Here is a 15,325-nt window from a genome sequence, read left to right as displayed (position 1 = left end):
TTCCGGCAGTCTCCAGAACCATCAAAGGAATATCATGGCCAAGCTCTTCAGCCCCGCAAAAGTCGGCGCTTTTCATCTGAACCACCGGGTCGTTCTCGCACCGATGACCCGCGTGCGCACTATCCAGCCCGGTGACATCCCCAGCCCGATCATGGCGGACTTTTATGGCCAGCGCGCTTCCAAAGGCGGCCTGCTCGTTATCGAAGCTGCCAGCATTTCAGTCCAGGCGCGGTCGTACCTCGGCGCCGCCAGCATCTACCACGACGGCCAGCACGAAGGCTGGAAAGCAATTGCCGACGCTGTTCACGCCAAAGGCGGCCACGCGTTTCTACAACTGATCCATGGTGGACGTCAGAGCCACGTGGAGGTGACGGGCGGGGCCCAGCCAGTTGCTCCGTCGCAGGTTCCGTTCGAAGGAGTCGCGTTGACGAAGGATGGCTTTGTGCCGGCGTCCCCGCATCGGGCGTTGGAAGCAGACGAGATCCCCGGCATCATCGAGGATTTTCGTCGCGCAGCGCAACGCGCGAAAGCGGCTGGCTTCGACGGCGTTGAACTTCATGCTGCCAACGGGTATCTGGTTGACCAGTTCATTCAGGACGGTACGAACAAGCGCACGGACGCTTATGGTGGTCCGGTCGAGAAGCGTGTCCGGTTTCTGCGCGAAGCGCTCGAAGCGCTGATCTCCGTGTATGGCGCGGATCGCGTCGGCGTGCGTATTTCGCCGTCGGGAGAGTGGGGTGGCATCTCGGACAGCGACCCGCAGGCCACGTTCAGCTACGTTGCGAAGGTGCTCGACAGCTACAGGATTGCCTACCTGCACGTTATCGAACCGCGCATCAAGGGCGACGACACCCTGCACGCAGACCAGGCGGTCGTGGCGGCGTCCTACCTGCGACCGCATTTTTCCGGACCGATCATCGCAGCGGGCGGGTTTGACCGCGAGGGTGCGATTGCGACCGTCGAGAAGGGCGATGCCGACCTCATCGCGTTTGGCCGTCACTTCTCGTCGAATCCGGATCTTCCGTTCCGGCTCGAACGCAACTTGCCCCTGACGCCCTATGTGCGCGAAGCTTTCTGGGGAGGCAACGAAAAGAATTATTCGGATTTCCCCACCTATAGCGCCCAGGTCATGGACGATTCATCGCAGGATCTGATGGACGCCGAGGCCGTTTGATCGGATGCGCGCTTCAAAACATCGCATGAAGTGCGGCATGTCGATTTTGACGGCGGCGGCGAGTTGACATTCGGGAGCTGACAATGAGCCCAATTCCTTCCGGCTCGGAGTTCGACATCGATCAGGCGGCTAGTACGGCGATGCTGGCGGCCGCGGGTGCGGTTTCGGACGCTTTGTGCGCAGGCAGGCATGTTCCTGCGTTCGAACTTTCCGACACCCGCGGCCACGCGTTTTCGCTGGATCGGGCGCTAGACGCAGGGCCATTGGTACTCCACTTCTGGCGCGGCGCGTGGTGCGCATTTGGCGAGGAAAGTCTGGCGGAGCTGGCCGTCACCTACAGAAGCATCGTGACACTGGGGGCCTCGGCGTTCGCGATTGCTCCGCCTGGCCAGATTATGCAGCCGGGCGGATCCGTGCCGATTCCGGAACTGGTCGACACGGACATGAAGGTTGCGCGTGCGTTCGGCCTCGTGTTCGAACTCCCCGTCGAACTCAGACCGAGATATCTGGAGCTGGGGTATATCCCGCCGAAGACGCGCAAGTCGGGCAGTTTCCTCGTGCCCATCCCCGCGACCTATCTGATAGACCAGGAAGGCGTCATCGTGTTAAGTCACATCGATGCTGACTACCGCCATCATCTCGATAGCGAGGCATTGCTCGGGGCGTTGAAGGCATTGCGGGCACGCAGTCCCGGCCGTGGTAGGCCGGGTGCGGAGTCCTCCGGCACATGGCGCTCGGGGCGTCATTTTTGAATGTATCTGCAGAACAGGACGGGCGCCATGGGGAATGGCACGGTAAAGACACCGCGCATGCACGTATGGTCTGCATCAGGTAACCTCTTGGGAGACTTGCTCAGCACTGAGTCCGCTCGGATAGGCGTCGCGGCCGGATGCAACTGTAGAAGCTCAAACGCCATTTTTACGGGAGAAGCCCAATGGACCGTCTGGCCGCGATTGAAATCTACATTCGCGTTGTCGATACAGGCTCGTTCTCGGCGGCGGCGCGTCACTTCGATGTCGGACAGCCGGCGGTCTCCAGAGCGGTCGCCCAGCTGGAAGAATGGCTGGGCGTCAAACTTCTGATGCGCTCCACGCGCTCGCTGACACCGACAGAAGCCGGGCAAAGCTTTTACGCGCGGGCAAAACGTGCGGTCGAAGAGGCAGACGAAGCCGTGCTGGCGGCACGGGGCACCGCCGCGGGTCTGACGGGCAAACTTCGAGTCTCAGCGGCCGTATGTTTTGCCCGCCTCCACATCGTGCCGCGGTTACCTGAATTCCTCGAAAAAAATCCCGAGCTCGACCTGGAACTTGTCCTCGATGACCGAAATATCGATCTGGTAGAAGAGGGAATCGATCTCGCGCTGCGCATGGGAGATCTCGCGGACTCGAACATGACGGCACGCCGCATTGGCGAGGCGCGCCGGCGGGTGCTCGGCACCCCGGCTTACTTCGCCCGTCACGGGCAACCCGTTACACCGTCCGAGCTTCTTGCGCATCGCGCCGTCATCTATTCGCGTGACCTGGGCGGCGGCGATCGCTGGACGTTCAGCAAGGACACGATTGAACAATCCGTGAAGCTCGGCGCCCGCGTGTCGATCTCGGCGACAGAGGGACTGCGGGCTGCCGTGTTCTCGCATATCGGCCTCGCCGTTGCTTCCGAATGGGCATTCTCTCCGGAGCTTCGCTCTGGCGAGGTCGTATCGGTCATGGACGACTGGATGCTTCCAACGGTGGCGCTGTCTGCCCTGTATCCGACGGGCCGCATGGCGAGCAGCAAGGCAAGGCAGTTTGCCGCTTTTGTCGAGGAATGTCTGGCGCCGGAATTTGCACCCGAACTGCTCGGGGGCGACCCTCGCAAACGGGCTGCCTGAGCGTCCGGGGCAAGGGTCGGATTCGTCTGTTCAATCCGGTTTTTGCTGCGTTGACGCGCCATGTGCAGGGTTGATCGCGCAGAGGCGCGACGACGAAGCCGGGCGCGTCTCGGGCGTTCGAGACGAAGGGGACTCGCTGGTGCTCCTGTTTGCGCGTCGCGCATCGGTCAGATAGCCTTACCGAATTAATCCATCCCAACTCATATCTGGCACCGTGAAGGATATTTTCGCCCTCAAGCTCTACGCCCGGGTGGCGCGGCTTGGCAGTTTCTCGGCCGCGGCGCGCGAGTTCGGGCTGTCGCAATCGCAGGTATCGCGGATCATCGCCGAGCTTGAGGGCGATCTGGGAGCCCGTCTGCTCACGCGTACGACCCGCGCGGTCATGCTGACGGAGGCGGGCACGGAATTCCTGTCGCGTCTGGACCCCATCCTTATCGCGCTCGAGGAAGCCGAGCAGAGCGTGCGCGAAGGAAGCGAACTGCGCGGCACGTTACGCATGAGCATGCCAAGCAGTGTGGCGATCCGCGAAGTCATACCGCGCCTTGCGCCTTTTCTCCAACGCCATCCGGACTTGCGACTGCAGGTGCTGCTGGGCGATCGGCCGCAGGATCTCGTCAGGGACGCCGTGGATGTCGCCATCCGCCTCGGGCGTCTGGTGGACTCGAGTGCAACAGCCACGTTAATCACGCAGATTTCGCGTGTCATCGTGGCGTCGCCGGACTATATCGAGCGGAACGGCTCGCCGGTCACGCCGGAAGAGCTGACACGGCACCGCATCGTCGGCGGGCCGGCGTCGGTGGTCCCGACGGCGTGGAAGTTTGTGCGGGCAGATGAGAAGAAGGTGCTCGACCTCGACGCGCATTTCTCAGCGGACGAAAACGAGGGCGCCGTAGCTGCAGCGGTGGCGGGGATCGGCATTACTTCGACGAGCGAATGGGCCTGCCGCCGCGAACTCGCCGACGGCTCGCTGGTCAGGCTGCTGATCGAGTGGAAGACCGCTGACATTCCGGTGCACGCGTACTTCCCGATGGGCCGGGCAACCCGCGCCGCGGGGCGCGCAGTGGTCGAGCACCTCGCCGCCAACGTCAGGCGCGAACTCGCCATCCATGCATCCCGTACATAAGAGTTAGCACAAACGGGCGGCTACCGCCGCGCGCAGGACGCCGTTATCTTTCCCTCCACGATGCAACCAAAGTGAAGGGAAACGAAGATGGCACGCTCCATACGCATTCACGAGTTTGGCAATCCCGATGTGCTGCAGATGGAAGATGTCGCAGCGGGCGAACCGGGCGCAGGAGAAGTGCGCCTGCGCATTCATGCGATCGGCCTGAACCGCACGGAATTGACACTGCGTTCCGGCCGCGCGCCGGTTAAACCGGCTCTGCCGAGCGGTCTCGGCTTTGAAGCCGCCGGTGTTATCGAGGCGCTCGGCGCCGACGTGACCGGCTTCGCGGCAGGCGACCGGGTTGCGCTGGTACCCGCCTATGGCGCCGCGCAGTATCCGCTTTACGGCGAGGTATCGCTTGCGCCGGCACGTTCGCTGGTCGCCATTCCCGAACATGTCAGCTTTGTCGAAGCCGCCGCAACCTGGGCCGCATACGGGACCGCGTGGGCCGGATTGATCGCGATCGGTCGTCTCGTGGCCGGCCAAACGGTCCTGATTTCTGCCGCATCGAGTAGCGTCGGCCTTGCCGCGATCCAGATCGCCAACCGCGTGGGTGCGCGTCCGCTTGCCTTGACCCGCTCCCGCGCCAAATCTGATGCACTGTTGCGCCACGATGCCGCGGCTGTCGTCGTGACCGGTGAGCAGGACGTGGTCGAACAGGTCAAGCGCCTGACCGATGGCAAAGGTGCAGAGCTCGTGTTCGATCCCGTAGGCGGCCCCGGTTTCGCCGAGCTTGCACGGGCCACCGCGAACGGCGGCACGCTGGTGCTCTACGGCGCGCTCGCCACCGATCAGACCGTGATTCCGCCTTTCGACATCCTCGCCCGCGATCTGACCGTCCGCGGCCTCGCACTGACCGCCCGTACCCGCGACGATGCCCAACTGGCAGCGCTCAAGCGCTTCGTTAGCGAGGGGCTTGCCGATGGCACGCTGCGTCCAACGATTGACCGGACGTTTCCGCTGGACGAAATTGCCGCTGCCCACCGCTTTATCGAAGCGGGCGGACAGGTCGGCAAGATTGTCGTTACGGTTTGAACCCTATCCAATCCTGTTTTTCTGGGCCTGAAACACATGTCCTCTGAAGCTCTTTTTACGCCTGTCCGCATGGGCGATCTCGATCTGCGCAACCGTATCGTGATGGCGCCGTTGACTCGCATGCGCGCGAATCCGGGCGATCAGGTACCCACTGATCTCCAGGCCGAGTACTACGCGCAACGTGCTTCCGCCGGCCTGATCGTCGCGGAAGCCACGGCAATCAGTCCCGCGGGCTTCGGCTGGGCCGATACGCCCGGGCTCTGGAGCCCGCAGCAGGTGCGCGGCTGGCGACGCGTGACGGATGCGGTGCATGCCGCAGGTGGCCGTATCGTGGCGCAACTCTGGCACACCGGCGCGATCTCCCACCCGGACCTGCGCGACGGCGCGCTGCCGCTGTCGGCTTCGAACGTGAATGTCCAGCATGAGTCGGTCACGCCCGCAGGCCGCAAACCGACCGTCATGCCGCGAGCCATGACCCTGGACGAGATTCGACAGACCGTGGCGGACTATGCAGGCGCGGCCCGCAACGCGATGGAAGCGGGTTTCGATGGCGTGCAGATTCTCGCGAATTATCTTTACCTGCTCGCGCAGTTCCTGAACCGCACCACCAATCGCCGCACGGATCGCTACGGCGGCAGCATCCAGAACCGCGCACGCATTCTGTTCGAGGTCATCGAGGCCGTGCTCCAGGATGTCGAACCGGGCAGGGTGGGCGTGAAGATCAGCCCGATGCACGAGAGCGGCCCATTCGCTGCGAACGACGAGACGCTCCCAGCAGCTGAATACGCTATCCGTGAACTCGACGGCTATGGTTTGTCGCATCTGCTGCTGATGGGCAACACAACGGATTTCACCGGCACGCCGCTCGAACCCTTGATGGGGGACGGCATGTTCCACCATTTTCGGCCGATTTTCCACGGCAAGCTGATTGCGAACGTCAATATGGACGCCGAACGCGGCAACCGCCTGATCGAGGGAGGGCTCGCCGACATGGTGGCGTTTGGGCGTCCCTTCATTTCGAACCCCGATCTGGTCGAGAAGCTTGCCGCCCGCGCGCCGCTGGCCGAGGTGGACTGGTCCACGGTCTACGGCTCGGGTCCGCAAGGCTATTCCGATTATCCCGCCACGCGACGCGCGCATGCCTGACTCACGTCGAGCCGGGATTTCAATTTACCTGTTTTTATCGAGACTGACATGAGCAAGACGACACCCGAGCAGAACAAGGCCCTCGTCCTCGAGGCGTTCGATACGTTATTCAACAAGCGCGACTACGCGGCAGCCGAACGCTTCTGGTCGGACCGCTATATTCAGCATAGCGCGCATATCGCGCCCGGACGTGAGGGTCTTTTTGCGCTGATCCGCACGCTGCCTGACACGTTACGCTACGAGAACCAGCTCATCGTGGCAGACGGCGACTACGTCATCGCGCACGGCCGCTTCTCGGGAAATGGCAGACCCGCCGCGTGGATTGCAGCCGACGTTGTCCGCTTTGAAGACGGCAAACTCGCCGAGCACTGGGACGTACTGCAAGATGAAGCGACTGAGGCGCAATCCGTAAGCGGCTTGCCGATGTTCGGCGATCGCTTCCCGGCTTGAGCGCCACGGCGTTCAAAACCTAGCACACCACCTTTCAAGTATCAATAAGGACTCCATCATGAATATCAGCGGAAACACTATCTTCATTACAGGCGGCGGTTCGGGAATCGGCCGCGGGCTGGCCGAAGCGCTGCATCAACGTGGCAACAAGGTCATCATCGCCGGACGACGGCGCAGCCATCTCGACGAAGTGGTGGCGGCGAACCCCGGCATGGCGGCGATCGAACTTGATATTACCGATCCTGCAAGCATCGAACGGGTAGCGGCGCAGCTGATCGAGGACTATCCCGATCTCAATGTGCTGATTAACAACGCGGGTGTGATGCAGCCCGATACCGCTGCGGGCCGGATCGACGATGCGCTGATGGTCTCCACCATCGCGACCAACCTGGCCGGTCCGATCCGGATGACATCCGCGCTGATCGAGCATCTCAAGACGAAGAACGATGCCGTTGTCGCCTATACGAGTTCCGTGCTGGCCTTCGTGCCGCTCGCTATGACCGCGGTGTATTCGTCGACCAAGGCGGCGTTGCATTCTTACATCCTGTCACAGCGTTTCTTGCTGCGCGATACCACTGTGCGTGTAATCGAAATCGCGCCGCCGTGGGTCCGCACGGACCTGATGAACAGCCGTGAAGCGGAACAGGCCATGCCGCTAGACGCGTTTATCGACGAAACAATTGCCATTCTTGGCACTGACTCGAATGAAGTGTTGGTCGAAGGCGCCACGCTGTTCCGTGCGAACCCGGGCCCGGGCGAGCATGATCTCGTTAACGGGTTTAACGCGCAGATGGCAGAGTTGTTCGGCGACTGAGCTAGTGGTTCGTGTCATGTCTCGGAAGATCTGTTTCTATAAGCATAGCTTATTAATTTGAACCGGCCATTATCGGCCATAGGAGAAATGTGGTGACAAGTCTCAAGATATCGGTCCTTGGAACTGGCGACATGGGCGGCGCCATTGCTACTGCGGTCAGTCGCAGGACACGTCACGCCGTAAAGGTGCGCGGCGCCCAGCCAGGCAGTGCGTCGGCGCTCAGGTTAACGGACGAACTCGGTGTAACGGAAGCGTCGAAGCAGGATCTTCTCGCCAGCGACGTCGTATTCGTCGTCGTGCCGGCTGCTGAGATTGAGCGGGCTGCGGCCACCTTAAGCGGTTATCGGGGCATCGTAGTGGCGGTATCGGTGTCGGGCAGCGTCGGGCGGGACGGTCTGCCCAGCTCGGCGGAGCGCATCGCGACGGCACTGCCGCAGGCAAGCGTGGTGAGCGCCTTTACCTCGATCTGGTCGAACGTCATCCGCGAACCGGGAGAGTCAGGCAGGACCAGCGTGTTCGTCAGCTCGGACGACGAGAACGCGAAAGCGGTCGTGTCGAGTCTGGCCACGGAACTGGGGTTCGAGCCTGTCAATGGTGGGCCGCTCTCAACGGCCCTTTACGCGGAGGTGATGGGCATGTTTGCCGTGCGTCTTGCCACGGACTCGGGCTACGGTCGAACGATCAGCTTCCGTGCTTTCAACGCGGGCTGAGCATTGGCACGCGTATTAAGTCGGTGACCGAGCCAGGTATTCGCGTGGGAGCAGAGCGGGCTTCCCGCGCGCTTTACTGACTTGCGCCTGAAACATTCCTAGTCGGCACGGAGGGCTTCATGTTCGCAGAATTGCCGCCGACCATTTGCACGGATCTGGCCGTCAAAGTTTCCACTCAAAGATCAGAAGCTTCCGCTAATCTGCGCCTTCGTCCACTCGCCTGAAATGATCAATGAGCTTGCGCGAAACACGCGTGAACTCTGTCATCTCCTTCTCGCTCAGCACGGAAGAGAGTGCTTCGAGATGGCGATGTTTGGCGGCCAGTTGATCGTTGAAAGCAGCTTGCCCTGCTTCTGTCAGACGAAGCTCGACACGGCGGCCGTCGGTAGCGTGTGGGGCCGATTCAACCAGGTCGCGGGCTTTCAGCGCGCGCAACGCGCGGCTCACCGTCACCTTGTCATATACCCAATAGCGAGAGAACTCCGCCGCCGTAATGCCCGGCGAACTTCCGATTGCCTCGAGCAGACGCCACTCCAGCAGCGGCAATTCGTGCAAGGGCAGCATCTCTTTCGTATAGAGACGCTCGAGCAGCGTCGACAGGATCTGTACCTGCGACAGCTCGTACCGGTAGCTTTCCGGCGGAAACGCGACTCCTTGCGCCGTGCGTTTCTCACCCGACAGCCGCGTCAGGAACGCCTTTGCCTGGCGTAATTCTTCGGTTTGCACCCGTGTCTTCACAGTCTCACTCCCGATATTCTCGCCCGACAGTATAGCTGCCGCCCGATGTGCCCCGCCGTCTGCGCAAACGTCCTGCATGGATCGGGGACACGTGTAAACCCCGAGCAGCACACCATTGAATATAGTTTCAAATAGAACGATACTAGTGTCAAATGAATCTACCAAAGTGATCCATTTTCCGTTCAGGAGACATCATGGATTCAACCGGTTTAACAGGCCACATGCCGCCTGGCCGCGCCCACCGGTGGATGGTGGTGGCATTGTTCGCAGCGGCCTTCGCATTCGCCTATGTCGACCGCCAGATTCTCACGCTACTCATCGATCCCATCCGGCACAGCCTTGGCCTTAGCGACACACAAGTGGGCTTGCTGCAGGGCCTCGCGTTTGCATTGTGCTTTGCGATTGGCGGCATACCGCTCGGCTGGCTGGTGGATAACCGCAATCGCGTGCGGGTCGCATCGGGTTGTATCGCGCTATGGAGTGTCGCGACAGCGTCGTCGGGGCTCGCGTCCGGCTACGCGCAACTATTGGCCGTGCGTTCGGCCACGGCGCTATCGGAGGCAGGTTGTTCGCCGGCCGCTTTGTCGATCTTCTCCGATCTCTTTCCACCTCGAATGCTGCCGCGCGCAACGGCAATCTACACCGCGGCACCGTACATCGGCGGCAGCGCTTCGCTCGTTGCGGGTGGTTTTCTGTTGAATCATTTCGTCCACACCGGTGGAATGGACTTGCCCGGAATTGGGCATTTGCAACCCTGGCAGGCGGTCTTTACCGTTGTCGGCGCGCCGGGGCTGCTCCTTGCGTTGCTCATCCTGTTCGGCGTGCGCGAACCCCAACGCAGCGAGGACGCGGAAAAGAAAAAGAACAGTGCCAGCCTGCGCGACGTGATGCGCTTCGTGACCCGCGATGCAGCCCATCTGCGGGGCTACTTTTGCGGTTATACGTGCATTCTCGCGGCCTTTTTCTCGTTGATCACGTGGTATCCAACGTTCGCGATCCGCAGCCACTTCGGCTCGGCGGCGTCGCTCGGCCCCGTGCTTGGGATCGCGTTCCTGCTGTGTGGATTGGCCGGTTCGTTGGGCGGCCAAGGGTTCGTTGGGCGCGTTGCGGATACGGAAGTCGTCGGTCGTGTAATTCGCCTGGCTGCGCGATTCAGCCTGATGCTCATTCCCGCGATAGTGCTGATGGCATTTGGCAAGACGCTCGTATGGTCTGCTGCCGGCTACGCGGTAATGGTCTTCGTGATCAGCATGTTGACGTCGCTGATGCCGATTCCGTTGCAGGTGGGCGTGCCAAACCGCATGCGTGGGCGCGTGATCGGCTGCTTCATCTTTGGTGTCAATGTTGTCGGAACCGGCGCTGGACCGCTGCTGGTAGGTGCGGCAAGTGACCGTCTCGCCGTCGGTCCCGTCGACGCGCACGCGCTTTCCGTGTCACTCGCCGTCGTGCTGCTCGTCTGCGCGTGTGCCGCGTACTTTTCATTCAAAGGTGCGCTCAGAAAACTGATGCGCGTGACCGCGCCCGCGCCCCGTCCGGTTTCCCACTCCACCGATATTGCATGATGAACATCCACTACTTTTCCGCGAGCGATGAAGATCGCCGTTTTGCCGCCGCATTGCTTGGCGACGGCGGATTTACCCAGGTCTACGCGGACCCGCAGTCGGCAGCCGACATGCGCGATGCAACGCGGGCGATCCTGCAATCGAAGGCCTATGCAGTCGATGCGCCGGACGTCGTCGTCACCTCTCTGCAAATCGCCGGTGTACCGTGCGAGAGGATTGCCACGAGCGATGCAGACGCCAGTGGGCTCATTGTGTTTCTCCACGGTGGCGGCTTCGTGCGTGGCAGTCTTGAGCTGGGTCGCCAAAGCGCGATCGAACTGGCGGTGTTATCAAGGCGCCCCGTGCTCGCGATCGGCTTCCGGCAGGCACCTGAGCACCGCTTTCCCGCAGCAAGTCTGGACGTTCTCCACGTCTATCGCACGTTGCTCGCGCAAGGGCACGCGAGCGAGGCGATCGTGTTCGTTGGCGAATCGGCGGGCGGGTGTCTCGCGCTGACGTTGCCGGCGCGCGTCGTGCGCGGCGAATGTCCGTTGCCCGCCGGCATGGCAGGCCTGTGTCCGATGGCCGATTTGCAGATGCACGGTGCCTCATGGTACGTGAATGCCTCACGCGATATCGCCACGCGTGAAATGGGCAAGCGCATGCTCGATCTCTATATCGACGACGCCGACAGGAGCGATCCACTCGCGGCACCGTTGAACACGCCCTATGACGCGAATGCCAACGTGCTGCTGTGCGTGGGCGCGAACGAAGTGATGTTGAGCGACGTCGAGCGTTTCGCCGATCACGCAGAACGTGCTGGCGCATGCGTCGCGCTGAATCTTTACGAAACCATGCCACACGGTTTCACCAAATTCGACACGCCGCTCGCGCGCAAAGCGATGCGACACACAGCGGACTGGTGCGTCGATCGTCTGGCCGACGCACGTTAGCGGAGCGAATCGCCGCTGCACAAACTAAAAAATACAGACTGGTCTGGAGACGCCATGAGAAAAGTACTGACCGGTATCGCGCTCGCGATAGCCTGCATTTCGTCCGTTCATGCGCAAAGCTCGGTAACGCTGTACGGTATTCTCGATGCGGGCATTACCTACGTGAGCAATCAGAAAGGCCACAGTACCGTCATCGAAGATACGGGTATTGCCCAGGCGAATCGCTGGGGCTTGCTGGGATCCGAAGATCTCGGTGGCGGCATGAAAGCGGTCTTCACGCTGGAGAACGGTTTCACGCTCGGCAACGGCACGCTCGGTCAGGGCGGAGCAATGTTTGGACGGACGGCTGCCGTCGGACTGACTGGACGGTTCGGCACATTGACGCTGGGACGTCAGTACGATTTCATGCTCGATAACATCGTATTCGATACGGCTATCGCGCGATTCGGTGGCGTCTACGCTACGCACCTGCTGGACATCGATCGCCTTGCAGGAGAACAGGTGAACAATTCGGTGAAGTACGTGACCGGTAATGTGTCCGGTTTGAGTGCAGGGGCGATGTATGGCTTTAGCAACGTGGCGGGTTCGTTTGGCGGAACGTCCGGTGCGCCACGCTTCACGAGCTTCGGCCTGAATTACGACAACGGCAGTCCGTTCGCGATCGGTGCGGCTTATACCAACGCCAATGGTACGGGCGCCTCTGTGGCCGAAGCCGCTTTGCTCGGCACATCCATCCGGAACATCGGCGTGGGTGCGCGCTATCGCTTTGGATCGTTGACGGTATTCGGCAACTATACGAACAATCGCGTGAGCGGCGTGCCAGGCACGGGCAAACTGCTAGTGAGCGTGGTGGAGGGCGGCTGTGATTACTTCTTCTCGCCGGATCTGAACGGGGGTATTGCGTACATGTACAACCACTATCCGACTGTCCAGTTTGGGCAAATGAGCGCGGCGCTGCACTACCTGTTTTCGAAACGGACTGACGTATATGTCAGTGCCAACTTTGCTCACAGTAACTCGGCCGCTCACCCGGCCGGACTTTTTCTGATTGTGAATCCAGCGACGAATGTGGGGTATTCGACGAGTCAGAATCAACTCGCCTTGCGCATTGGCTTGCGGACCAAGTTCTAAGCGCCGCGCACTGGGCGACCGGCAGCGAAGCCGTGCGCCTGTCGTCTCTTACCGGGAGTGTTTGCATACCAGGGCGAAGGAGGGTAAGCGGTGTTGTCTTCCGACTTCAAATGGTAACGCCATGCCCACTGGTCAATGTTATGTTGCAATGCCGCCCGAGACGGTCTTTTAGCTAGCGGCCGCCGCGTCCCCGCTTCGGTGCCACTCGCTGCGTAAATGCCGCCGGCGAAGGGTGCGTATGCGACTGCTTCACATGTCACCAATGCAACGCAGCCACCGAAACTGGCGACAGGTGTCGACCCCGATCACCTCATCGACATTTTCCAACAGCCTGCTAAAGAGACTAAACGCGATGAACGAGTGCGCGTTGTACCTGTGAATAGATCGGATTGAGATCGGCGTGAGATGCCAGCAATACGTCGAGCGATGTCTCGCTTGAATTCGCTTTGCCGATGGCCGCAAATATTTCTGCACTGACCATCGCCTGCCAACCGTGCCGCGCGCATGCATCGACGAGCGAAGGCGCATAGACGGAAGCGCGCTCATCAAGCGGCCGCGCATTCTCACGACAATCCACCAGCAGCACACGGTGAATCGTACCGCGCTCCTTTTCGATGCGCGCGACGTCGTCCTCGATCCGCACGCACAGCGCTTCGTCGAGCGTTTCGCCATGCAGCACGCTCCGGAAAACGAGCACACCGTCGCGATAGGGCACCGTCGTCAGTGTCTCGCTCAACCAGTCCCGCTGCGCGCCCGGCGTGATGATGGATAGCGCCTCGAAGAGCGCGCGACTGACGCCGCGCCCCGTTCCTGCAACGAGTTGCGCATAAAAAGCCCAGCGATCCAGTTTGGCCTGCGCCGACGCAATCTCCCGTTCGTGCCGTGCAATTGCTTCGCGGCACGCGGCAATGCGCTGGCGCGCTGCAACGTGGGCGGCCCGGTCTTGAGCATCCAGCCACGCCGCATTCATGACGATCGACGGATCCGCGAGCCTTGCGACGAGCAGAGAGAGTGCATCGGTCCAGCGATGGTCGTCGTCGGTCGTGCGATCGTCGCGCAACGGCGGCAACAGCAGTAGCCGTCCGGCGTCGCGCGTCTGATATGTCGCGAGCACGTCGCCCGTCGCGGTCTGCAGGATGATTTCGCCGCGCGCATGCGTCAACTGCGACCGTGGATGCCACAGCGTCTGCGTCGCCGAAAAGAAGTCGTGGAACGGCTGACCGCCGACACGCCAGGTCGCCGGCCCGGCGTCGACATGCATTGCCAATGCCTCGGGCCGAGGCGCAGCGTCACCGAGCGATTCGAGCAGGTTCAGATCGATCAGGTCCTCGAAATGGTGCGCGCGCACCATCGCCTGCTCGGGCAGCAACAGCACGATCGTTCCGCCTCGCCGCAGCAGCGCTCCGAATTCGCGACGCCAGTGGCGCGCGGCGCCGAACATCCGTGTCGATTCGCCGACGCTCAGTTCCAGGCCGCTGGTAACCAGCTCGGCGTAAAGCTCACCGGCGTCCCAGACAACGGTGTCGCAAGCGGCGAGCGAGCCGGCGCCGCGATAGTCGCCTTGCGATACCACAAGCGGGGAAGGAGCGAGCGCTGCGTCGATCGTATGAATTCGCATATCGTTAGCTGAAACGGTTTTTTTGAAAAACGCTGGAAATTGTTTAATGTATGGGTAACTATACATTCACCGATACCACAGGTCTGCCGGACAAAAACATGCCGCCTCGTACCGTACCGTCCGTCGCCGAAGACGACAACCCCGCGCCGCTCGTGCAGCGCGCGGAGAAGTCGCCGATCGATCGCGACTCGCCGTTGCCGATCTACGTGCAGATCAAGCGGCGCCTGCTGGCGGAGATCCACGCGTGGTCGCATGCAGACCGGCCGTTCACGCCTGAGCATGAATTGTCGGCCCGTTTCGGCGTGGCGCGCGCGACAATGCGCCAGGCGATGAGCGAACTGGTGAACGAAGGCTATCTGGTTCGCCGTCGCGGCCTCGGAACGTTCGTGATGACGGAAAAAGTGGTCGAACGGATCGACATGTCGATGAACTTCATCGAGCAGTGGGCAAGCCTCGGCCGCAAGATGACATTCGAATTGCTGCGGGTGGAGAAGACGTTATGCCCGTGCGCCTGGCAGGGCCGCATGAAGCTCGATGGCAACGCCGAAGTCTGGCAGGTAGTGCGTCTGCGCCGCGCCGAACGGGTGCCGGTGTCGATCGACTACCGGATGATCAATGCGCGTTTTGCGGATACGTTGCGCAAGCGCGATCTGGAGCGCCATTCGATTCTCGATCTGCTGAATCCCGGTGCCAGGCCAATTACCGCCGAGTTCGGGCTCGAATGCCGCGAAGCCGATGTGGGCGACGCGGAGTATCTGAACCTGGTGCCGGGAGACCTCGTGCTGACGCGCCATATGACGTACCTCACCGGCAACGAAGAAGTGGCGATGGCGGGCACGTCGCTTTACCGTCCCGACCAGGCGCGCTGGTCCGTGCGCGTGCCGCTCGAGGAAGGCGCGCCGCGCGCCGATCGCGACGGCTGACGTCCCACGACGCGTACATTTGCCACGCAGCGGCGCATTAACAGCCTCATAACAATC

The 15,325-nt window shown here is 61.6% G+C and carries 15 protein-coding genes; 13 read left to right on the top strand and 2 right to left on the bottom strand.

The features are described from left to right. The first annotated feature begins 34 nt into the window (after nucleotides 1-34). The 9 genes from AAGS40_RS27940 (at nucleotide 35) to AAGS40_RS27900 (ending at nucleotide 8,364) form a co-directional block, all read left to right on the top strand. On the top strand, nucleotides 35-1,174 hold the full coding sequence (locus AAGS40_RS27940; protein WP_345816797.1) for an alkene reductase: 1,140 nt from the start codon (nucleotides 35-37) through the stop codon (nucleotides 1,172-1,174). Nucleotides 1,175-1,257: 83 nt separating this feature from the next. After that, complete coding sequence (locus tag AAGS40_RS27935; protein ID WP_345816796.1) at nucleotides 1,258-1,926, top strand: redoxin domain-containing protein; 669 nt, start codon at nucleotides 1,258-1,260, stop codon at nucleotides 1,924-1,926. 182 nt (nucleotides 1,927-2,108) lie between these two features. Then, nucleotides 2,109-3,044: a LysR family transcriptional regulator gene (locus tag AAGS40_RS27930; RefSeq protein ID WP_345816795.1), complete on the top strand. Its 936-nt coding sequence runs from the start codon at nucleotides 2,109-2,111 to the stop codon at nucleotides 3,042-3,044. A 214-nt stretch (nucleotides 3,045-3,258) separates the two neighbouring features. Beyond that, nucleotides 3,259-4,167 carry a LysR family transcriptional regulator gene (locus AAGS40_RS27925; RefSeq protein WP_345816794.1) on the top strand — a complete coding sequence of 303 codons (909 nt, stop codon included), beginning with the start codon at nucleotides 3,259-3,261 and terminating at the stop codon, nucleotides 4,165-4,167. 87 nt (nucleotides 4,168-4,254) lie between these two features. Continuing rightward, entirely contained in the window at nucleotides 4,255-5,244 is a 990-nt protein-coding gene (locus AAGS40_RS27920) for a zinc-dependent alcohol dehydrogenase family protein (RefSeq protein WP_345816793.1), read from the top strand. Between the two features lie 36 nt (nucleotides 5,245-5,280). Then, nucleotides 5,281-6,390: an alkene reductase gene (locus AAGS40_RS27915; protein WP_345816792.1), complete on the top strand. Its 1,110-nt coding sequence runs from the start codon at nucleotides 5,281-5,283 to the stop codon at nucleotides 6,388-6,390. Nucleotides 6,391-6,438: 48 nt separating this feature from the next. Next, on the top strand, nucleotides 6,439-6,840 hold the full coding sequence (locus tag AAGS40_RS27910) for a nuclear transport factor 2 family protein (protein ID WP_345816791.1): 402 nt from the start codon (nucleotides 6,439-6,441) through the stop codon (nucleotides 6,838-6,840). A 58-nt stretch (nucleotides 6,841-6,898) separates the two neighbouring features. Beyond that, nucleotides 6,899-7,654, top strand: a complete 756-nt coding sequence (locus tag AAGS40_RS27905) for an SDR family NAD(P)-dependent oxidoreductase (protein ID WP_345816790.1) — start codon at nucleotides 6,899-6,901, stop codon at nucleotides 7,652-7,654. 92 nt (nucleotides 7,655-7,746) lie between these two features. Further along, nucleotides 7,747-8,364: an NAD(P)-binding domain-containing protein gene (locus tag AAGS40_RS27900; RefSeq protein ID WP_345816789.1), complete on the top strand. Its 618-nt coding sequence runs from the start codon at nucleotides 7,747-7,749 to the stop codon at nucleotides 8,362-8,364. A 195-nt stretch (nucleotides 8,365-8,559) separates the two neighbouring features. Here the strand turns inward: AAGS40_RS27900 and AAGS40_RS27895 are convergent, their stop codons facing one another. Continuing rightward, entirely contained in the window at nucleotides 8,560-9,102 is a 543-nt protein-coding gene (locus tag AAGS40_RS27895; protein WP_345816788.1) for a MarR family transcriptional regulator, read from the bottom strand. Between the two features lie 194 nt (nucleotides 9,103-9,296). Between AAGS40_RS27895 and AAGS40_RS27890 the strand changes: the two genes are divergently transcribed. Genes AAGS40_RS27890 through AAGS40_RS27880 form a run of 3 tightly spaced genes read left to right on the top strand, consistent with a single transcriptional unit; the run spans nucleotide 9,297 to nucleotide 12,727 of the window. Next, a complete protein-coding gene (locus tag AAGS40_RS27890; RefSeq protein ID WP_345816787.1) occupies nucleotides 9,297-10,664 on the top strand; it encodes an MFS transporter in 1,368 nt (455 codons plus the stop codon). Then, a complete protein-coding gene (locus AAGS40_RS27885; RefSeq protein WP_345816786.1) occupies nucleotides 10,661-11,596 on the top strand; it encodes an alpha/beta hydrolase fold domain-containing protein in 936 nt (311 codons plus the stop codon). The genes AAGS40_RS27890 and AAGS40_RS27885 overlap by 4 nt, the downstream gene beginning before the upstream one ends. Before the next feature lie 54 nt (nucleotides 11,597-11,650). Next, the gene (locus AAGS40_RS27880) at nucleotides 11,651-12,727 is read left to right on the top strand and encodes a porin (protein WP_345816785.1); all 1,077 of its coding nucleotides are present in this window, start codon (nucleotides 11,651-11,653) and stop codon (nucleotides 12,725-12,727) included. A 343-nt stretch (nucleotides 12,728-13,070) separates the two neighbouring features. On the opposite strand, the gene AAGS40_RS27875 is transcribed toward AAGS40_RS27880, so the two are convergent. Continuing rightward, nucleotides 13,071-14,345 carry a hypothetical protein gene (locus AAGS40_RS27875; protein ID WP_345816784.1) on the bottom strand — a complete coding sequence of 425 codons (1,275 nt, stop codon included), beginning with the start codon at nucleotides 14,343-14,345 and terminating at the stop codon, nucleotides 13,071-13,073. Between the two features lie 50 nt (nucleotides 14,346-14,395). On the opposite strand from AAGS40_RS27875, the gene AAGS40_RS27870 reads away from it, so the two are divergent. Continuing rightward, nucleotides 14,396-15,268, top strand: coding sequence for a GntR family transcriptional regulator (locus tag AAGS40_RS27870; protein ID WP_345816783.1), 873 nt, complete (start codon nucleotides 14,396-14,398; stop codon nucleotides 15,266-15,268). The last annotated feature ends 57 nt before the right edge of the window (nucleotides 15,269-15,325 follow it).

The sequence above is a fragment of the Paraburkholderia sp. PREW-6R genome (assembly GCF_039621805.1).
GTDB lineage: Bacteria > Pseudomonadota > Gammaproteobacteria > Burkholderiales > Burkholderiaceae > Paraburkholderia.
Note: the sequence above shows the minus strand (reverse complement) of the source record. Positions and strands in the feature narration are given on the sequence as shown.